This window comes from Acetomicrobium mobile (assembly GCF_937920065.1).
The window spans coordinates 21,808-38,856 of record NZ_CALETC010000179.1; the positions used below are offsets into that span (position 1 = coordinate 21,808).

Annotated in this window: 14 protein-coding genes and 1 pseudogene; all 15 read right to left on the reverse strand. The window is 44.6% G+C overall.

Going from position 1 to position 17,049, the window contains the following annotated elements; all coding sequences use genetic code 11:
- Positions 1 to 29 precede the first annotated feature (29 nt).
- A complete protein-coding gene (locus Q7P41_RS07080; protein ID WP_303883124.1) occupies positions 30 to 1,238 on the reverse strand; it encodes a YbbR-like domain-containing protein in 1,209 nt (402 codons plus the stop codon).
- A complete protein-coding gene (cdaA, locus tag Q7P41_RS07085; RefSeq protein ID WP_303883125.1) occupies positions 1,219 to 2,055 on the reverse strand; it encodes a diadenylate cyclase CdaA in 837 nt (278 codons plus the stop codon). Before cdaA ends, Q7P41_RS07080 begins: the two co-directional genes overlap by 20 nt.
- Positions 2,052 to 3,134 (reverse strand): alanine/ornithine racemase family PLP-dependent enzyme, encoded by a 1,083-nt coding sequence (locus Q7P41_RS07090; RefSeq protein WP_303883127.1) that lies wholly within the window; start codon positions 3,132 to 3,134, stop codon positions 2,052 to 2,054. Before Q7P41_RS07090 ends, cdaA begins: the two co-directional genes overlap by 4 nt.
- Positions 3,135 to 3,155: 21 nt before the next feature.
- Positions 3,156 to 3,998 (reverse strand): deoxyribonuclease IV, encoded by an 843-nt coding sequence (locus tag Q7P41_RS07095; protein ID WP_303883129.1) that lies wholly within the window; start codon positions 3,996 to 3,998, stop codon positions 3,156 to 3,158.
- Between the two features lie 7 nt (positions 3,999 to 4,005).
- Positions 4,006 to 4,677: a CoA pyrophosphatase gene (locus Q7P41_RS07100; protein ID WP_303883131.1), complete on the reverse strand. Its 672-nt coding sequence runs from the start codon at positions 4,675 to 4,677 to the stop codon at positions 4,006 to 4,008.
- A 34-nt stretch (positions 4,678 to 4,711) separates the two neighbouring features.
- Positions 4,712 to 6,463, reverse strand: a complete 1,752-nt coding sequence (pyk, locus tag Q7P41_RS07105) for a pyruvate kinase (protein ID WP_303883133.1) — start codon at positions 6,461 to 6,463, stop codon at positions 4,712 to 4,714.
- 93 nt (positions 6,464 to 6,556) lie between these two features.
- Positions 6,557 to 9,970 (reverse strand): DNA polymerase III subunit alpha, encoded by a 3,414-nt coding sequence (locus tag Q7P41_RS07110; RefSeq protein ID WP_303883134.1) that lies wholly within the window; start codon positions 9,968 to 9,970, stop codon positions 6,557 to 6,559.
- Positions 9,963 to 11,666: a DNA polymerase III subunit gamma/tau gene (dnaX, locus tag Q7P41_RS07115; protein ID WP_303883135.1), complete on the reverse strand. Its 1,704-nt coding sequence runs from the start codon at positions 11,664 to 11,666 to the stop codon at positions 9,963 to 9,965. Before dnaX ends, Q7P41_RS07110 begins: the two co-directional genes overlap by 8 nt.
- 66 nt (positions 11,667 to 11,732) lie before the next feature.
- On the reverse strand, positions 11,733 to 12,779 hold the full coding sequence (locus Q7P41_RS07120) for a M48 family metallopeptidase (RefSeq protein WP_303883136.1): 1,047 nt from the start codon (positions 12,777 to 12,779) through the stop codon (positions 11,733 to 11,735).
- 85 nt (positions 12,780 to 12,864) lie between these two features.
- Positions 12,865 to 13,341 (reverse strand): flagellar biosynthesis protein FlgN, encoded by a 477-nt coding sequence (locus Q7P41_RS07125; RefSeq protein ID WP_303883138.1) that lies wholly within the window; start codon positions 13,339 to 13,341, stop codon positions 12,865 to 12,867.
- On the reverse strand, positions 13,298 to 13,750 hold the full coding sequence (gene fliS / locus Q7P41_RS07130; protein WP_303883139.1) for a flagellar export chaperone FliS: 453 nt from the start codon (positions 13,748 to 13,750) through the stop codon (positions 13,298 to 13,300). The genes Q7P41_RS07125 and fliS overlap by 44 nt, the downstream gene beginning before the upstream one ends.
- Positions 13,751 to 13,812: 62 nt before the next feature.
- Complete coding sequence (locus tag Q7P41_RS07135; protein WP_303883141.1) at positions 13,813 to 14,373, reverse strand: protein tyrosine phosphatase; 561 nt, start codon at positions 14,371 to 14,373, stop codon at positions 13,813 to 13,815.
- A 125-nt stretch (positions 14,374 to 14,498) separates the two neighbouring features.
- Entirely contained in the window at positions 14,499 to 15,449 is a 951-nt protein-coding gene (locus Q7P41_RS07140) for a 1-phosphofructokinase family hexose kinase (RefSeq protein WP_303883142.1), read from the reverse strand.
- Between the two features lie 82 nt (positions 15,450 to 15,531).
- A complete protein-coding gene (gene trxB, locus Q7P41_RS07145; protein ID WP_303883144.1) occupies positions 15,532 to 16,707 on the reverse strand; it encodes a thioredoxin-disulfide reductase in 1,176 nt (391 codons plus the stop codon).
- Between the two features lie 27 nt (positions 16,708 to 16,734).
- Positions 16,735 to 17,049: pseudogene (locus Q7P41_RS07150) on the reverse strand (peptide chain release factor N(5)-glutamine methyltransferase); the annotation flags it as partial.

Below are 17,049 nucleotides of genomic sequence, written 5' to 3' on the forward strand. Positions count from 1 at the left end.
AAATTTCGCTATTTTACTATGTTTATTATTTATTCTACAACAGTAAAAGTAACTCTTTCGGGATCTATAGACATCACTTCAATGCCTTTAACCTTAATTTCCACATTAACAGGTATGGACAACCTTCTAGAAACTATGTTTGTGATATCGACATAAACAGCGACCGCGGGATCCTTTCCTTCAAGCGAGGCAATGAGCGAAGGAGGACCTGTGATAACGACGTTGGCCTGGCTGGGTGATATTTCCCATTCTTTGTAAATACCTCTGCCCCTTACTTCTATCCTTAAATTTTCGTACTTCATGGTAGCAATTTTTTGCTTTAAGCTAACCCTAACCGTCACATTGGTCTCTCCCAACAAAGTGACGTTCTTAGGAACCGAAATGGGAAGTTGTACTTCTATGTTATTGGTTATTCCTTTGATATCCAAGGGTTTTGTGGTAATGGCTTTAATTTCATCAAGTGTTAATTTTGGGCCTTCTAGTATCACTGTGCCAGGAGTAGTGACTATAGAGGTCACAAGATAATCGGGATGGGGCTCGCCTTCGATGGGTACAATAACAGGAATTTCCTTTTTTATTTTAACAATATCAACTTCTGCTTCCAAATTGATCTTGTCAGGTAACACAGTAACACTGGACCAATCGTGTCCCCGAGGCTCCAGTATGACGTCAAAACTTCTTTTTTCCTTTGAAAGCAAATCGGCGAGTGTAGGTGTTACAACAGCTTTAGTTATCTTTTCTATATCACTTTCGGACCCACGCACTATCACTTCGGAAGGGAAAAGGGCGATACTTCGGACCACATAACCGTCCATTATTTGAGGCAACTCTGGCACTACTGAGATGGATTTTTCCACGGTCCTGTCCAATCGTAGCTCGACCATTGAGGGATTTAGCGATATCAACTTCAAGCCCGCAGACAAGGAAACTTTGACAGGAAGCGTATGACGCCCTGGCTCTAACCCCTGAAGATCTACGTAACAGACGATATCTTTTTCAGGGATTATATTCGAAGCCAAAAATCTATTTGCCGCCACTTGAACTTCTATATCCTTTGGAACGCGCTGGATTACCACCCCGCTCGGAACATTGCGAAGCTGTAATGCCAATCTGTAAGACCTAACTATATCCGTATCGCTTCCTCCTGTAACGTAAAACCATAGCAAAAACGCCAAAACGAGGGAAACAACCTTCAAAAACGCTCTGGAGGAAAATAGCTCATCGAATCGTTTCATCATCGTCTACACCCCCAGAGCGAAATGAAATAAGGGCCATCCTAATCCTCTCCCACAATGTCTTCGGTTTATCTTCGGAAAGAAAGTAATGTGAAAGCAGCTGACGCAGTTGAGTTTCCTTAAGCCCCCTGGACAAATGTCCGCGAATGGCGAAGGAGACCTCTCCCCTCTCCTCCGAAACGACTAAAGATATGGCGTCTGAAACTTCTGTTATGCCAAGTGCAGCTCTATGTCTCGTGCCAAGCCACCTAGAGATGTCCGGGTTATCGCTCAAGGGCAAAAAACACGATGCAGCTATAATGCGTTCCTTGTCCAAAATAGCTGCTCCATCATGCAACGGGTTTCCCGGCCAAAATATGGATACCAGGGCTTCTTGGGAAATCTCGGCGTCAAGCTTTACTGCTGATTGCCATATATCCTTGAGGCCCGTGCTTCTTTGCAGGACCAGCAGTGCCCCTATCTTTTGTGACTGAAGATACATGAGCGCCCTTAAAACCTCATCTGCCAACGATTGAGCCTTCTCCCGAGAAATCGTTCGCCGCCATATGCTTCCCTTGCCAATTTCTTCCAACATACGCCGCAATTCAGGTTGAAAAACTATTGGAATGGCTATGAACAAAACACCCAGGAACTTGCCCAACATCCACGACAAAACTTCAAAGCGAAGCGCTCGCGCTAACACGCTCACCAAACCTATAAGGAGCAGCCCCTTGACCAGCTGCATTGCCCTTGTATCCATCAATAGCAACAGTATCCTATAGATCAAAAAAGCTATGATCAGTATATCCAAGAGATCGCGCACTGAAAGGAACTTAATCATCGCTCCTCTATCACCACTTTCACATAAGGTGACGTAGTGGCAGCAAGCATTGCCCCATAATCGACCTTAAAACTTATGGTGCTGCCTATCGTGATTTCACCAGCTAGTTCTTCGAGATCTAAAATTAAGTGATCGCTTGATGCACCAAGCACATAAACGCCTTCCTGCAGAGGCGATATTCCTTTGAGCCTGACATCTTGCTTGCCAATGGCCAAAATACCCCGAAGCCTCACTCCCTTGTCCACAAATGTGGGAACGTTGCCAAAAGCATCCGCCCCGACCGCTCCAATGGGAACGCTCGGTTTTCGCCCAAGTTCTATGACCTCCGCCTCTAATACCATGGTATCTCGATGTAAGTAAGGAATCGATCTTCTTCCAGTTACATCGCTTCCAAGCAAAATTGCTTCTCCAACCCTAAGTTGATTAATCCCCAAAGGCATGATGCCCTTTTCAACTAACGCAAGCGATGAGGTGCCCCCTCCTGAATAAATTTCCAACTTGTAACCTAAAAGTTCTTCGAGCTCGCGCCCAACTTGTACCAATTTATCCAAATTTTCCGGTGACGGCAAAACTCCACCAAAGCACCCAACATTGGTCCCTACGCCCATGCAACGAACTCTTTGACACCCCTTTAAGGTCTTTGCCATATTTTCAATCTCTGATTCAGAAGGCCATATGCCTTCACGTAAATCTCCTACGTCTACCATGACGATCACGTCATGGTAGAAATTTTGGATCCGACAGGCTTCGTCAATCAACTTGACCACTTCGGTCATAGAAACCAAACTAAAGTTGACCAAAGAAACGATTTCGTCAATCTCGCTTGGCATAGGTAAACGAAGGAGCATAAAAGGGATATTAAGATTCTCTTTTTTGAGGTTTATGATGTTTTGTATTCGACTATCTGCCAAAAAGGAACATCCACCATCCACCATCGCCCTTGCAACGCTGACGTTTCCGCATACCCCCTTTGCCACCCCGCCTACCTCTATTTTTGAGCCCTTACATAGATCGACAACCTTTGAAGCATTGTCTTGAACCTTGCTTAATCGTATCCTCAGTTTGGGATTACGCCCCATTTCTGTCTCCCTTCGGTCTTGTCAATAACCTCTGAGTTTTCTTAATATGGACAAATTGCCCTCGTCGCCATGTCCGTCTTTAGGCGTTTCTAAAATGCACGGCACATGCTTCCATCGTTCATCCGTAAGTATGTGGGCAAAGGCATCGATGCCGATACGACCCTCTCCTATGTGGGCATGCCTGTCTTTTTTGCTCCCCCTATCATAATGACTATCGTTTAGATGCCAACATCCGACCCTATCAATACCTACGTATTTATCAACTATTGAAAGAAAACGCTCGTAACTTTCACGAGGTGCCAGCTCATATCCGCTCGCAAACAAATGACAAGTATCAAGGCAAACGCCAATCCTTGAATTGCCATCCAACAGCTCGAGCAAAGCTCCAAAATGAGATAAATCCCCTCCTAAAGAGAATCCCTCACCAGCTGTAGTTTCGAGTAATATTTTAGTTTTTGCATCATCTGTTCTCGCCAGTATTTCCTTCAATGCATCAGCCATGCGCATTAATCCCTTTTCAAGGCCAACTCCACCATGAGAGCCGGGATGCAAGACGAGACAACCTATTCCCAATTCTCTACACCTTGACACCTCATCAACTGCAGCCGATATACTCTTAAATCTTAAGTCGCCTTCCGAAGCTAGATTAATTAGATAGGAAGCATGCGCTACTATATCTTTCACGTAGCTTTCTTGCCATTTTTTGTAAAACACGATGCTATGCTCTAATTTAAGCGGTGGCGACTTCCACTGTAACTGATTTTTAGTAAATATCTGTATTGCTTCGCAGGATAAGCTTTCTCCTCTTTCGATCGCCCGATGAAGCCCTCCGCGAATCGACACATGTGCCCCTATCAAGGCCATTTACTCCCTAGTGCTCCTTGAAAAAATCCTCCGCGTAAGCAAGTATCTTTAGTAAAATGCGAGCCGTTGCTCCCCATATCCTAAGCCCGCCTTTCAGTTCGTATTCCGGGTACAACAACGATATCCCGCTACTTAATGTAAGCGTTTCTGCTTTGAAGTCCTGCCTGTTTGCTTCATCCAGAAAGAAAAGGATAATTCTTGTTATCTCGTTAGTATCGACTCTGACTTGTTTTAATATGTCGGCATTTTTTATGAAGCCTACTATGGGAACAATAACGTAACCGGTGGTATAAGTCACTTCAGGCTCCAACATGCCCATTACACAAACCACATCGGAAGGCAATCCAGTTTCCTCAGCAAACTCCCTCAACGCTGTATCCACTGGCCCAACATCGTAAGGTTCTTTCCTTCCTCCCGGAAAGGCAACCTGTCCACCGTGTTTGGGAAGGTCCTTCCTCTTTTCAACTAGCAAGACAGCCAGTTTGTCCGATATCTGCAACAATGGGACTATCACAGCACTACGCAACAAAGAGGAAACATCAGTGCTTTTGCCAAACAGCCTCATTATGTCCTCGTCTATCCGTCGCCAATCACAAGAGACTAAAGGTTCGCGAAGACAAGAATCACAATCGCGAGAAATTATACCGCTTTTTTTGTCATGGGCAAATTCCGCATTCACTTCATTGCTTCTCCTTTAAATAACAAAACCGCCCTTAGTGGAGCTTTACGTTTCCTTGGTATACAACGCCCCTTGCACCATCAACGGTTACCACCATGCCGTTTTCCAAAACGCTTGTTGCTCCTTCGGCACTTACGATACAGGGAATACCTAATTCTAAGGCTACTATGGCCGCATGACTGGTAAGACCGCCTTCTTCTGCAATGATGGCTTGAGCCTTTCTCATCGCGGGTAAGTAAGACTTATCGGTCTGTCGTACCACCAATATATAACCATCCTTCATGGTAGCAATGGCCGTATCGGAATCTAAGGCCTTACAAACAACGCCCGAGGCTTCTTTTTTAATCAAGGACAACCCTCTAACCAATATCTTGCTAACAGGATGAACTTCTATCATATTAGTTGTACCTGGAATTCCCATCGGCACGCCTGCAGTTATAACTGCCAATTCGCCTTCTTGTAGAAGACCCTTTTCTCTGACCGATGACAAGGCCTTATCTACCGCTTCGTCAGTTACCGGGATCTCAGGCTGAAGCATCGGAGTCACGCCCCAAACCAAGGCCAGTTCTCGATAGGTCTTGATCTTTGTTGTAGCCGCGATTATGGGTGATAAAGGCCTGTATTTGCTCACCATTCTCGCCGTACTTCCGCTGCTAGTAAGAGAAAGGATAGCTCCAGCATTCATCTCCTCTGCAATCGAAACTGCCGCATGGCTCACCGCATCTGGAACACCTTTTGCTTTAATGGGAATTGTAGCAGGCCTCTGCCAGGTACGAAATTCTCGTTCGACGCGCTCCACGATAGCTCTCATGGTTCGAACAGCCAGCACGGGATATTTCCCTATTGCCGTCTCACCAGACAACATCACGGCATCAGCACCGTCCAAAACCGCATTGGCAACATCGCTTGCCTCCGCCCTTGTAGGTCTTGGATTTCTAATCATCGATTCGAGCATCTGCGTAGCTACTATTACTGGCTTCCCGTGATACCTGCAAAGATCTATCATTCTTTTTTGTGCTAAGGGGACCTCTTCGATTGGCATCTCCACTCCTAAGTCTCCCCTCGCCACCATCATTCCGTCTACAATAGAAATGATTTCATCCAAATTTATCACAGCTTGCTTAGTTTCAATTTTGGCGATTATTTTAATATCGCCGTTCAGTTCCTCTATAATTCGTCTTACACTGATGATCTCATCTTTGGTGCGCACGAAGGAAACGGCAACATATTCCATCTCATGATCGAGACCCCACTTGATGTCCTCGATATCCTTCTGAGTCAAGGGAGGAACAGAAAGATTTACATCGGGCACGTTAATTCCCTTATGCTCACCCAATTCTCCCCCAACAACTACTCTACATACTATATCCTGACCTCTTACTTCCTCAACCACGAGAGCTATAGCACCATCGTCAACATATATGTTTACCCCTGGCCAAACATCCTTGTGTAGCTCCTCGTAGCTTATTGAAATCTTAGTTTTATCACCCTCGATGGGTTCTGGGGTTAAGATAAGAGCCTCGCCCTCATGAAGCATCACTGGTTCGTGATCTGCGAGGGAACCTGTTCTTATCTCTGGACCTTTGGTATCTAACATGGTAGCTATGGGTCGTCCCAATTTGCTTTCTATATCCCTTACAGAATTTAAGTTTTTACCGTGTTGTTCATATGTGCCATGGCTGAAATTTAATCTGGCAACATCCATGCCTTCTTGAGCCAGTAGTTTAAGGATCATGCGATCGCTACAGGCAGGACCTAACGTACATACTATCTTAGCTCTTCTCATATCCATCACTCCAAAAAAAATCAAACTTAGCACATGATCTCCGTGAAACCTAAAATCTACGGCGAAGCTATGCCTCAAAAGTGAGGCTCAAGCCTAAACCGCGATTTCAAGAAAACTTCCGATCCTATCCTCAATCTTCTCGATCAAATCATCGCTCGTGTTCACCAAAGTGCCGTTTAACAAAATGAATGCTGAAAATTTATCATTATACACTTCTACGAGGACCTGGTCCTTTCCTGGATAGCTTTTGCAAGTCCTGAGCAAATCCCTCAAAACCGTTTCGTTGCAGAGATGAAAGGGAATACGCAACCTAAAGATCTGGTGGTTCTCACTTTCGGCGATCTCCAAGGAAACAATGTCTTCAGCAATCACGGTCAAGCCTCCTCTTTCCTCCAAACGACCCGTTACTAGGATGACATTGCCCATTTGACAAAATGCTTTGACCTTGCTCCAAATCCTGGGAAAACAAACGATTTCCAATTTAGCTTCCAAGTCTTCTATCTCAACGATTCCCATAAGGTCGCCTTTTTTGGTATATCTTTCAGTTACTTCGGTAACAATGCCACCTATTAAAGGTGACTTTTTAGAACACCAGTATACTAGCTCAGAGGGGGTACAAAAAGCGTATTTGCGCACTCTTGTCTCATAGGCTTCGAAGGGATGACCCGATATGTACAACCCGACTGCCGCCTTTTCCAATTCAAGCTTTTGGCGAAATTCGAAATCTTCCACTTCGACTAACGCCGGCTCTTCGCTAAAGAATCCATCTGCTTCGAGACTAAATAACCTTTGTTGATATTTGTCCTCTTCTTGACGAGCACGCATCTCCAACAAAATGGGGAGAGACTCTAAAATTTGACGTCGGTTGTTATGCAAGCCATCGAAGGCTCCGACTCCTATTAGACTTTCAATGACTGATCTATTTACGGCCCTCAAATCTATCCTAGATACAAAGTCCCATAGGGATTTGAAAGGTCCTCCTTCTTCTCTTGCTTTCAAAATAGCCTCTACGGCACCGGAACCCGCCTTAGCAACGGCAGTTAAGCCGAATCTTATGACGCTTCCAACAGCTGTAAAGCCGGCCTCGGACTCGTTTACATCAGGCGGAAGGACTTTAATTCCAGCAGCCCTGACGTTTCTTACGTATCGGGCAAGAATCTCCTTTTTTGCGCCTATGTGGCTTGATAGGAAAGCAGCCAAAAATTCTACTGGGTAATGTGCTTTGAGATATGCAGTTTGATAGCTTATCATGGCATACGCAGCACTGTGCGATTTATTGAAGCCATAACCAGCAAAATATTCAATTAGATCAAATATCTCGTTAGCCTTCTCCGCGCTCACGCTATTTGACAGACACCCCTTTAAGAAGACTTTCCTTTGTTCTTCCATCTCCTCAACCTTTTTCTTTCCCATTGCCCTGCGAAGGATGTCTGCTTGCCCTAAGCTGTAGCCTGCTAATTCTGCCGCAATTTGCATGACCTGTTCTTGATAGAGAATGATGCCATAGGTCTCTTTGAGCACGTCTTCCAATGCAGGATGAGGATATGTTACAGGGGACCTTCCACGCTTTCTTTCTATGTATTGGTCCACCATACCGCTACCCAGGGGGCCAGGCCTATAAAGTGCCAAAACAGCTATTATGTCTTGGAAAGAGTCAGGGCTTAACTTCTTCAAAAGCTGTCTCATGCCAGAAGATTCAAGTTGGAATACCCCCATGGTATCGCCCTTTTTAAGCATCTCAAAGGTGAGCTTGTCATCCATGGGCAACCTGGTAATATCGGGCGTCTTTTTGCCGTTTCTAGAGATATTGCTCAAAGTCTCTTCCATCATGGACAAGGTCCTTAAGCCCAAAAAATCCATCTTGACGAGTCCAAGTTTTTCCAATGGATCCATGGAGTATTGCGTCACTATTTGCGATCCGTTAATCGCCTTGAGAGGTACTATATTTACTAAGGGTTCAGGTGATATTACAACACCTGCAGCGTGTTGCGAACAGTGACGGGCAATTCCCTCGATATGACTGGCGAAATTCAATAACCGTTTAACCTCGCTGTCTCCATCGTAAATTGCTCGCAATTCATGTGATAATTCCAAAGCTTCCTCTATCGAAGAAACATTAAAAGGGATCAATTTTGCCACCTTGTCGACCTCTGGGTAAGGCATGTCTAAGGCTCTACCCACGTCTCTAACGGCAGCTCTGCTTTTCATTCTATCGAATGTTATTATCTGAGCTACCTTGTCCCGACCATATTTTTCAACTACATAATCGATCACTTCGTCGCGACGCTTATCGGATATATCCGTATCTATATCAGGCATGCTAATCCGTTCAGGGTTTAAAAAACGCTCAAACAAAAGATTATATTTGATTGGGTCGATTTCCGTTATCCTTAAAGCGTAGGCCACCAAAGATCCTGCCGCGGAACCTCTGCCCGGCCCTACAGGTATCCCCTTGGACTTAGCAGCATTGATGAAATCTTGGACTATCAAGAAGTATCCGGCAAACCCCATCTGAGTTATTACGTTGAGTTCATATCCCATCCGTTTTTCATACTCTAAGGGAACACTCCTGCCATTGAAACGTCTATTCAAACCCTCCCTGGCCTTTAAGGCCAAATAACTTTCTAGCGTCTCTCCCTCAGGGACCTTATACTCGGGTAACATATAATGTCCAAACTCGATTTTAACATTACATCTTTCTGCTATATCAATCGAATTTTTTAAGGCATCGGGCAACTCACTGCCAAATATTTGCCACATTTCTTGAGGCGAGCGAAGGTAGAATTCTTTGGAACCAAACTGGAACCTGTTCTTGGAATTAACAGTAGAGTTAGTTTGCACGCAGAGTAATATTTCATGCCATTCGGCATCAGCGCTTTCCAAATAGTGAGCATCGTTAGTAGCAAGTAGTGGTATGTTTGTTTCCCGAGAAAGCTCGATCAAGGATTTGTTGACTGTGGCCTGTTCCCGCATGCCATTGGACATTATCTCAAGATAGAAATTGTCTTCGCCAAATATATCGCGATAAATCAAGGCTTTCTCCTTCGCCTCATCATATCTATTTTCCAAAATAAGCGAAGGAATTTCACCGGCAAGACAGGCTGACGAGGCAATTAACCCCTTGGAGTATCTGGCAAGCAAATCGTAGTCCACTCGGGGTCTGTAGTAAAAGCCTTCTATATTAGCCACTGAGACCAATTTCACCAAATTTTTGTAACCATCATTGTCTTGCGCCAAAAGTAAGAGGTGGTAGTTTCCTCCCTGACCTTCACGCCTGGTATGCCCCTTGGGGTCAACATACACTTCACAACCAATTATGGGTTTAATGCCCTCTTTTTCGCATTCATAATAAAACTCGATGGCTCCGAACATCACCCCGTGGTCCGTGATCGCTACAGCGTCCATGCCCCATTCCTTTGTTCTGGAGACCAAGTCCTTGATCCTTATTGCACCGTCTAAGAGGCTGTACTCCGTATGAACATGTAAATGAACAAATCGATCATTCAATCTCAACGCCTCCGTCTTCTTCTGCACTTTCTTCTTCGTCCCACTTTTTATACATCAAAACATCTCCATTAAGATACATGGCAATCCTTTGGAGGGCCTCGTCATCTTCTCTTGCCTTATGATCCTCGGCAGATGTGACTACAGCATTTGAGCTTTCTAGAATTTGTCTTTCTTCGTCTTCCAATGGATGCGGCAATTCCTCTTGTAAAAATTCCTCCACTTCCGGCTCCATTTGTTCTAATGCCAGGTCTGTAGGATATTTTGCTTCCTCATCGCCACTTTTTATCACTAGTTCATCAGTATATATAATATTTTGTTTTATTGAATCGTATAGATACGCCAAGTTTCTTGGCAACTTCAACAGATTAAAATCGAAATTGCGTTCCATCGAAATTTCGATCAACACCGTATTTTCGTCGTATTCGACCCTTGAGGGTATTAGAGCACAGTAAAGGGGCAACATTTCCTCCGCCGTCTTTTTCATAACTTTCTGCCACGGTTCAGATATGTCTTCCCGCACTTGATCTTTGCTCCCGCTCTGGACAACAACTTCGGCTCCCTTGGTGCTTACACTAACTAGATCCGAGGTTTTGCCTGCTTCAATCACAGATAGGTCCTTTGTTTTTCCTACATGCACGAAAAACAAGCTGGAAAGGATATCTTCTTTAACGCCCAACCTTGCCTGAAGGCTTAGTTCAGCGCACAATTTCATAGCTGAAAATAAAACCGAATCGTCCCAAAGGGGGGCTTCATTTTTTAAAAATCCAATTTCCCTTTCTGACAACTCGAGTTTTTCGATTAAATCCATTCCAAAGGTCTTGTACATCCACATGTCTCGAAAGATGGAAAAGGAAATTTCAAGAAGTCTCTCTATCGCTAACCCCTTCTTTAAAATGTTTTTCATTTGCAGAAATCCTTGCGAGGGGTCCTTTATCATGAGTCGTATTACGTTCTCCATTTCGCTCCTGCTGCCGCCTAAAAGAAACGCCACCGAGTCCAAAGAAAGCTTGCCATCTTGTAGGGCTAAAGCCTGCTCGGTCAGAGTCAAAGCGTCGCGCAGCGACCCGTCTGCTTGTCTTGCCAACTCCCATAGGGCTTCTTCCTCGAAATCGAAACCTTCCATTTCGGCTACATGACGCAATCTTTTTGCGATATCAAAGCCAGATAACTTATTGAAATAAAAGCGAAGGCAGCGAGATCTAATGGTGAGTGGAACCTTATCCGGTTGGGTAGTGGCTAATATGAAGACAACTCGGTTGGGCGGCTCTTCTAATGTCTTCAAAAGAGCATTGAAAGCCGCATCAGTAAGCATGTGAACTTCATCGATGATGTATACTTTGTAGGGGAGAGAGAAGGAAGCTAGTCCAACCTGAGCCTTAAGGTTTCTTATTTCCTCTATGCCTCTGTTGGAAGCTCCGTCAATCTCTATCACATCAAGACATTCTCCCAAAGAGATGGAATCACATACGTCACAGTTATCGCAAGGCTCTCCACCTGCTGAATTCGGGCAGTTTAACGCTTTCGCAAATATCCTGGCCACGGTCGTCTTGCCGCAACCCCTGGGACCGGAAAACAAAAGGGCATGTCCCACTTTCCCCAACCTCAAGGAGTTCCTCAAGATCCTCACAATGCCATCTTGCCCAACCACATCGCCAAAACGACCAGGTCGGTATTTTCTATACAAGGATATGTACATTTAGAGGCCTCCTTAAGAAATCCTCAAACCTTATTTCATTCTACATCATATTTTTTACAACTTACCTCAGCGGATAAAATTCGTAAAGGTATGTTTCTGTCTTGCCTTTTCGAGGGCCAATAATATTTTATCTCGAATTTCCTCAAGGGAGGGAGCTCCTGCGGGTAAATCTTTTTGAGAAATGATCCTATCAGGTCCAACGCAGAAAAAGGATTCTTCTCCAACGTTTATTATCCTTACCTCATAAGGCTCAAGTTCCAACTTTAAAGCCTTATTGAGTCCTGCCGCCATATGGGTTAATACAGCAACCGTATCTGGGTTGCTCTTTAACTTCAATATAACTTCCTCGTCTATAGCAAGAAGGCAAAAATTGTCCTCCTCGGTAACCTCAACTCTTAGCAGGCCCAGCACTTCCTTGCGATTTAGGGCCAATCCCTTTGTCATTATTGTGCTTTTTAGGTAAGCTATTCTATCCTTCAATTTAGGGTGGCTCTGGTAAATTCCGGGCTCAAAGTACGGCCTTTTAAGTTCCTCTTCCGCAAGACGCTCCAGTAATGTGATCATCGCCGATGGCGGATAACCAGCCTTTATTAGGAGGTCCAATCCCACCATATCGGCTTCTTCCTCCAGATCGCGACTGTAAGAATTCATTATCGCTACCTGTGCAACATTTGTCAAAAGGACGGCAGCAGCTTGTCCCCCCGTAGCCACTATGATTCCCAAGCCCAAAAGCGAGAGCTTCTGATTTCTGGCTACCTGTATCATTACATGTTTTTTTTCGGTATGGGCAAGCTCATGGGCCATGACCCCTGCCAATTCCGAATCGCTTTCGGCAAGCTGAATCATGCCAGTAGTAAAGTAAACTATTCCACCCGGAAGAGAAAAGGCATTAGGAATCTCGTCATCCTTTATCGCTCTAACCTCATAGGGTAGGTCACGATCTAAATGGGGCCTAAAGTGGGTCAAGATCATATTTAGCCTCGCCGTTATCGTCGGATCTGTAACCCTTTCCCAGGTCCTTTCTACCTGCTCGGCAACTTTGCGACCTAAAGCAATCTCTTTAGAGTCGTCCTCTTGGGCATATGTCATTATGGGGGTGTATAAGATAACCATTATTATGCATAAAAACGAAACTACTCGCCTCAGACCTCAATCACTTCCTGTTTTATTTATCCTATTCTCTAACCTGCGTAGCATTTTAACTCATATAGGCTTTAAATGCTCGCATGCCATCGTTCAGCTTCAATAAATTTGATCGCAGTTTCGCTAGGTGACTTTCAAGTTCTTTTTGGACCTCATATTCCTTCTCCAATATCTCCGCAGCCATTTTTCTAATTTCGATTATCTTTTCAATAACGTCCTTAGAGCCTTCTTTGCCCAATCTAGCTGCAAGGGCATCCCAAAATTCTACGGTCTCCCGGGAAGAACTGATGCCCATTGAAGCTGCAAATTCTAGCCATTTATCCTGCAGGGCTTCTTGACAAGAAATTACGGCTTGTTTTCTTTTTAAAACATCCATTAAAGCCATAGTATTGCCCGCACGAGCATGCTCCATTTCCTCATCTACCAAAGATATTAAATCACGGTATAACTTTTGTTCCTTTTCGGCAAGACCCTTGATATTGTCAACATTAACCTGCAAAATCAAAACCCCCCTGCGGCCTAACTTCGCCATGATCCATTTCCTCTTGGGCGAAGCTCTCTACGCGACTTTTTTCAATTGCCTCCTGCCAAACTGCACGCAATTCCTCGAGCATCAATTTAACACTTTCGATCAAATCCGGGTCCTTGCTGACATTGGCCTTGACCAGTTGTTCATGCATAAACTCGTACAAAGACATCAATGTATTTGCCCACTCCCCAGCGCTTACGTCGAGGGCGTTCATCAATTCTCGCAGTGCTGCCTGCGCCCTCTGTAGTTCCTTATTGGCCATCTCGTTATTTTCATCCTTGACAGCATTCTTAGCTATTTTTGTAGCACTTATGCCTATATCGTAGATCATAAGAAGCAACTGGTCTTTGCTGGCTGTTCGAATTTGGTTTACTTTATAGGTCATTTGCGCTTCGTTTCCGCTTATCAGCATTTCTACAACACCCCCTACAGTTTGTAATCGGCTGTTTAGCGGAAAATGTTAGCTTCTAACGGCTAAGACTTTGTGGGGAAATTGCCGTCTTTTATGAGATCTGCGATGCGACAGCAATATTGCCATAGTTTCCGAGCAGCCTTTCTATATTCATCTATATCGCTACCATAGGGGTCTTCAATTTCGTAAGGCTTTATCTTTTCCTCATACAACCTCATATAATAAGTAGAGTAGGGATCTTGTGCATTTAAGTACTCCTCAATGGCATCTCTTGCCTCCTTTGAGACCAACTCTCCGATGAAATAAATCTTATTTTTATATTGATTAAACCTCGATGCCAGCCATTGAGCATGTCTTAAGGTCATAGCAATTACGTAATCATGCTCTGCCACCAAACTAAGTTCAATGGCTTTGGAAGAATGATCTTCAATATCCAAACCGTATTCCTCTAATAACACCTTTTTCGCGTTTTCACTAGCCGGAATGCCAGGTATAGCCATAAGTCCTGCTGAAGAAAGGGACCAACCTTCAATCCCCTTTAATTTCAAGGCTTTCTTCATTAGCGCTTCTGCCATCGGACTTCTACAGGTATTGCCAGCACAAACGAAAAGTATCTTAGGCATTATTATCCATCCATCATATATTCTATTATACCTGCTTGATTCGCTATGCTAACGCAGAATCCGTCTTCACCGAGCAATGTCAGGTCTCTATCCATAAGACATCCAATTATCATCAAAACACCCCTTTAGGTCAACTTTTCTACCATGATTTTTGGTACCAGCGATTCAACCATGCTTCTGCCACGAATCCCCTTTCTAACGTGAAGTGTATCCTCTAAAGCGCAAGCCTGAGCAAAACGAACGGCTAGTTCCACATCCATTTCTTCGAGCAATGCCACCGCCAATCCCGCCATTAGCGCATCATCGATGGCAAGAAGGGATACCATTTGCTCTTTTTCCTCTCTGCCAATATCCACAAGATAAATCCCTTGAGGTGTATAAAATATGTTGCCCACCGTTCCATAGGTGGTCACAGACCATTCTATTCCGTTGTCATGAATTTTGGATACAAAGTTTAGGATATCATCAAGAGAGCCCATGGGGTAGCCAAGGGTGGAAAGTAAAAAGCGGTGATTGAATTTTACAACCATGGGACGCGCTTCTAATGCGGCGGTCAACGCAGGGCCTGAAGCATCTATGAATACCGGAACCTTCGCCTCTTCACAATGCAGTATTAAATCTTTATAGGCATCTTGCGGCACTCCGGGGGGTAGAGACCCTCCTAGGTAAACCAACCGCGCACGGCTCAACATTCGCTCGTAATTTTTCATAAATCTGCCCAACGACTCATCGGAAATGTAAGGGCCCGGTTCTGTTACACCTGTTTCGATGCGTCCAACCTCATCCACAATGTAGACATTCGTCCTAGATTCACCTATGACATTTACAAAATTGGTCGTTAGTTTGAGACGCCTCAATGTATCGCGCACATACTCTCCGCAAAAACCGGCTAGAAATCCCATAGCCGCACTTTCATACCCCAACTGCTGTAAAATTATGGACACATTTACTCCCTTGCCGCCAGCGGACCTGTCGACTTCTGAAGCCTGAAACCACCTGCCGGGACTAAAGTCGGGAACGACATATTGAATGTCTATGGCGGGGTTCATGGTAACGGTCATAACCGTTTTGTCCAATATGTTCACCTCTTCTTGAAAGCAAGCTAAAATAAATGGGCCCACCTTCAAAGATAGGCCCCGTGACACTCGATTAAGGAAATTATACCAACTCCTCTATTTCCTGAACGCTTGAAATCTTCTTCGAGCAAATTAAGGAACCCTTGTTTAAAACCACGGCTTGCGGAAGCTCGCTTATGCCTAGCTTCTCGCACATCCTTTTATTTTTGTAGCCGTCAACGAGTAGTATTTTTTTAGGATATTTTTTCTCAATTTCGGTTGCCAATTTAATCTGTTGCGGTTCTATGCTGGAATATAAGAAAGAGACCACCTTTTCTGGCTCAAAAAGCACCTTTTGCAAATGCAGTTGTTCAGAGATATAAGCGTATGCCGACATGGCAGCAGTAGCGCCATCTCCGGCAGCCGTCACTACCTGTCTTAAAAATTTATCCCGTACATCACCTGCAGCAAAGATTCCCTCAACAGAAGTCTCGAGCTTCTCGTCAGTTACTATCCATCCGCCGTCTTTTGTTTCTACCAAATCTTTCACAAACTCGCTGTTGGGATCCATACCAACGAAAACAAAAACTCCAGCCACAGGTAGTTCGCTAATTTCGCCCGTCTTCACGTTTTTTATTACGACCTTCTCGACCATATCTTCGCCATCTATCTTCTCAACGACTGAATTCCAGACAGGTTCTATCTTGGGGTTAGACATCGCCTTTTCCGCAACAGCCCTATCTGCGCGCAAAGAATCACGTCGATGAATTATGTACACCTTAGAAGCAAATCTTGTAAGGTAATCTGCCTCTTCGACAGCAGTGTTGCCACCGCCAACAACAGCAATAACCTGATCTTCAAAGAAGGCTCCATCGCATACAGCACAGTAACTAACGCCTCGTCCCGTAAACTCGGCTTCGCCTGGACAGCCAAGTTTCCTAAAGCTGGCCCCGGTAGCTACAATGACAGCTTCTGCTTCTATACTACCTTTATCGGTGATTATCAATTTTTTTCCCGCTTCGATGGAAATTTCTTTGACATCCGCTTCCATAAACTTAGGTGAAAACTTTTCAGCATGTTCCCTAAAAGCACGAGCCAGCTCCTCTCCGCTTATCATAGGTATGCCTGGCCAATTTTCGATCTCGGCCGTGGAGGTAATTTGTCCTCCAGGAATGCCCTTTTCTAGGACCAAGACATCAAGTCCAGCTCTCCTGCCGTATATAGCAGCAGTTAATCCTGCCGGTCCGGCTCCAATTATTACAAGCTCGTGTTTTTCCACAATAACACCTCCTACGATAGGTATGCATTACAGCGGACAGTTTTTGTCATATTCCCAAATGACGATGCTCACCCCGCCATTCAAGCTTTTCACTTCATGGAGCTTAAAAGATTGATGTGTCATGGATATAATCGCATCAGTTTGCTCTTTGCCGCCTGATTCGACCAACAGCCACCCGCCCTCCTTCAGCCATAGAGGCGCCTTTTCAAAGAGCAATCTATACCAACGCATTCCATCATACCCTCCATCAAGCGCACGTAATGGCTCATAGCATTTCACCTCAGGCATCAAGCATGAAATCTCTTTTGTTGGAATATAGGGCGGATTACTCACTATCATATC

Coding starts and splice junctions, on each gene's coding strand:
- Q7P41_RS07095 (WP_303883129.1), bottom strand. CDS start 3,998: ATGGCCTTGATAGGGGCACATGTGTCGATTCGCGGAGGGCTTCATCGG.
- Q7P41_RS07120 (WP_303883136.1), bottom strand. CDS start 12,779: ATGGTTATCTTATACACCCCCATAATGACATATGCCCAAGAGGACGAC.
- fliS (WP_303883139.1), bottom strand. CDS start 13,750: ATGCTGATAAGCGGAAACGAAGCGCAAATGACCTATAAAGTAAACCAA.
- Q7P41_RS07090 (WP_303883127.1), bottom strand. CDS start 3,134: ATGGGGCGTAATCCCAAACTGAGGATACGATTAAGCAAGGTTCAAGAC.
- Q7P41_RS07135 (WP_303883141.1), bottom strand. CDS start 14,373: ATGCCTAAGATACTTTTCGTTTGTGCTGGCAATACCTGTAGAAGTCCG.
- dnaX (WP_303883135.1), bottom strand. CDS start 11,666: ATGTACATATCCTTGTATAGAAAATACCGACCTGGTCGTTTTGGCGAT.
- Q7P41_RS07080 (WP_303883124.1), bottom strand. CDS start 1,238: ATGATGAAACGATTCGATGAGCTATTTTCCTCCAGAGCGTTTTTGAAG.
- cdaA (WP_303883125.1), bottom strand. CDS start 2,055: ATGATTAAGTTCCTTTCAGTGCGCGATCTCTTGGATATACTGATCATA.
- pyk (WP_303883133.1), bottom strand. CDS start 6,463: ATGAGAAGAGCTAAGATAGTATGTACGTTAGGTCCTGCCTGTAGCGAT.
- Q7P41_RS07125 (WP_303883138.1), bottom strand. CDS start 13,341: ATGGCGAAGTTAGGCCGCAGGGGGGTTTTGATTTTGCAGGTTAATGTT.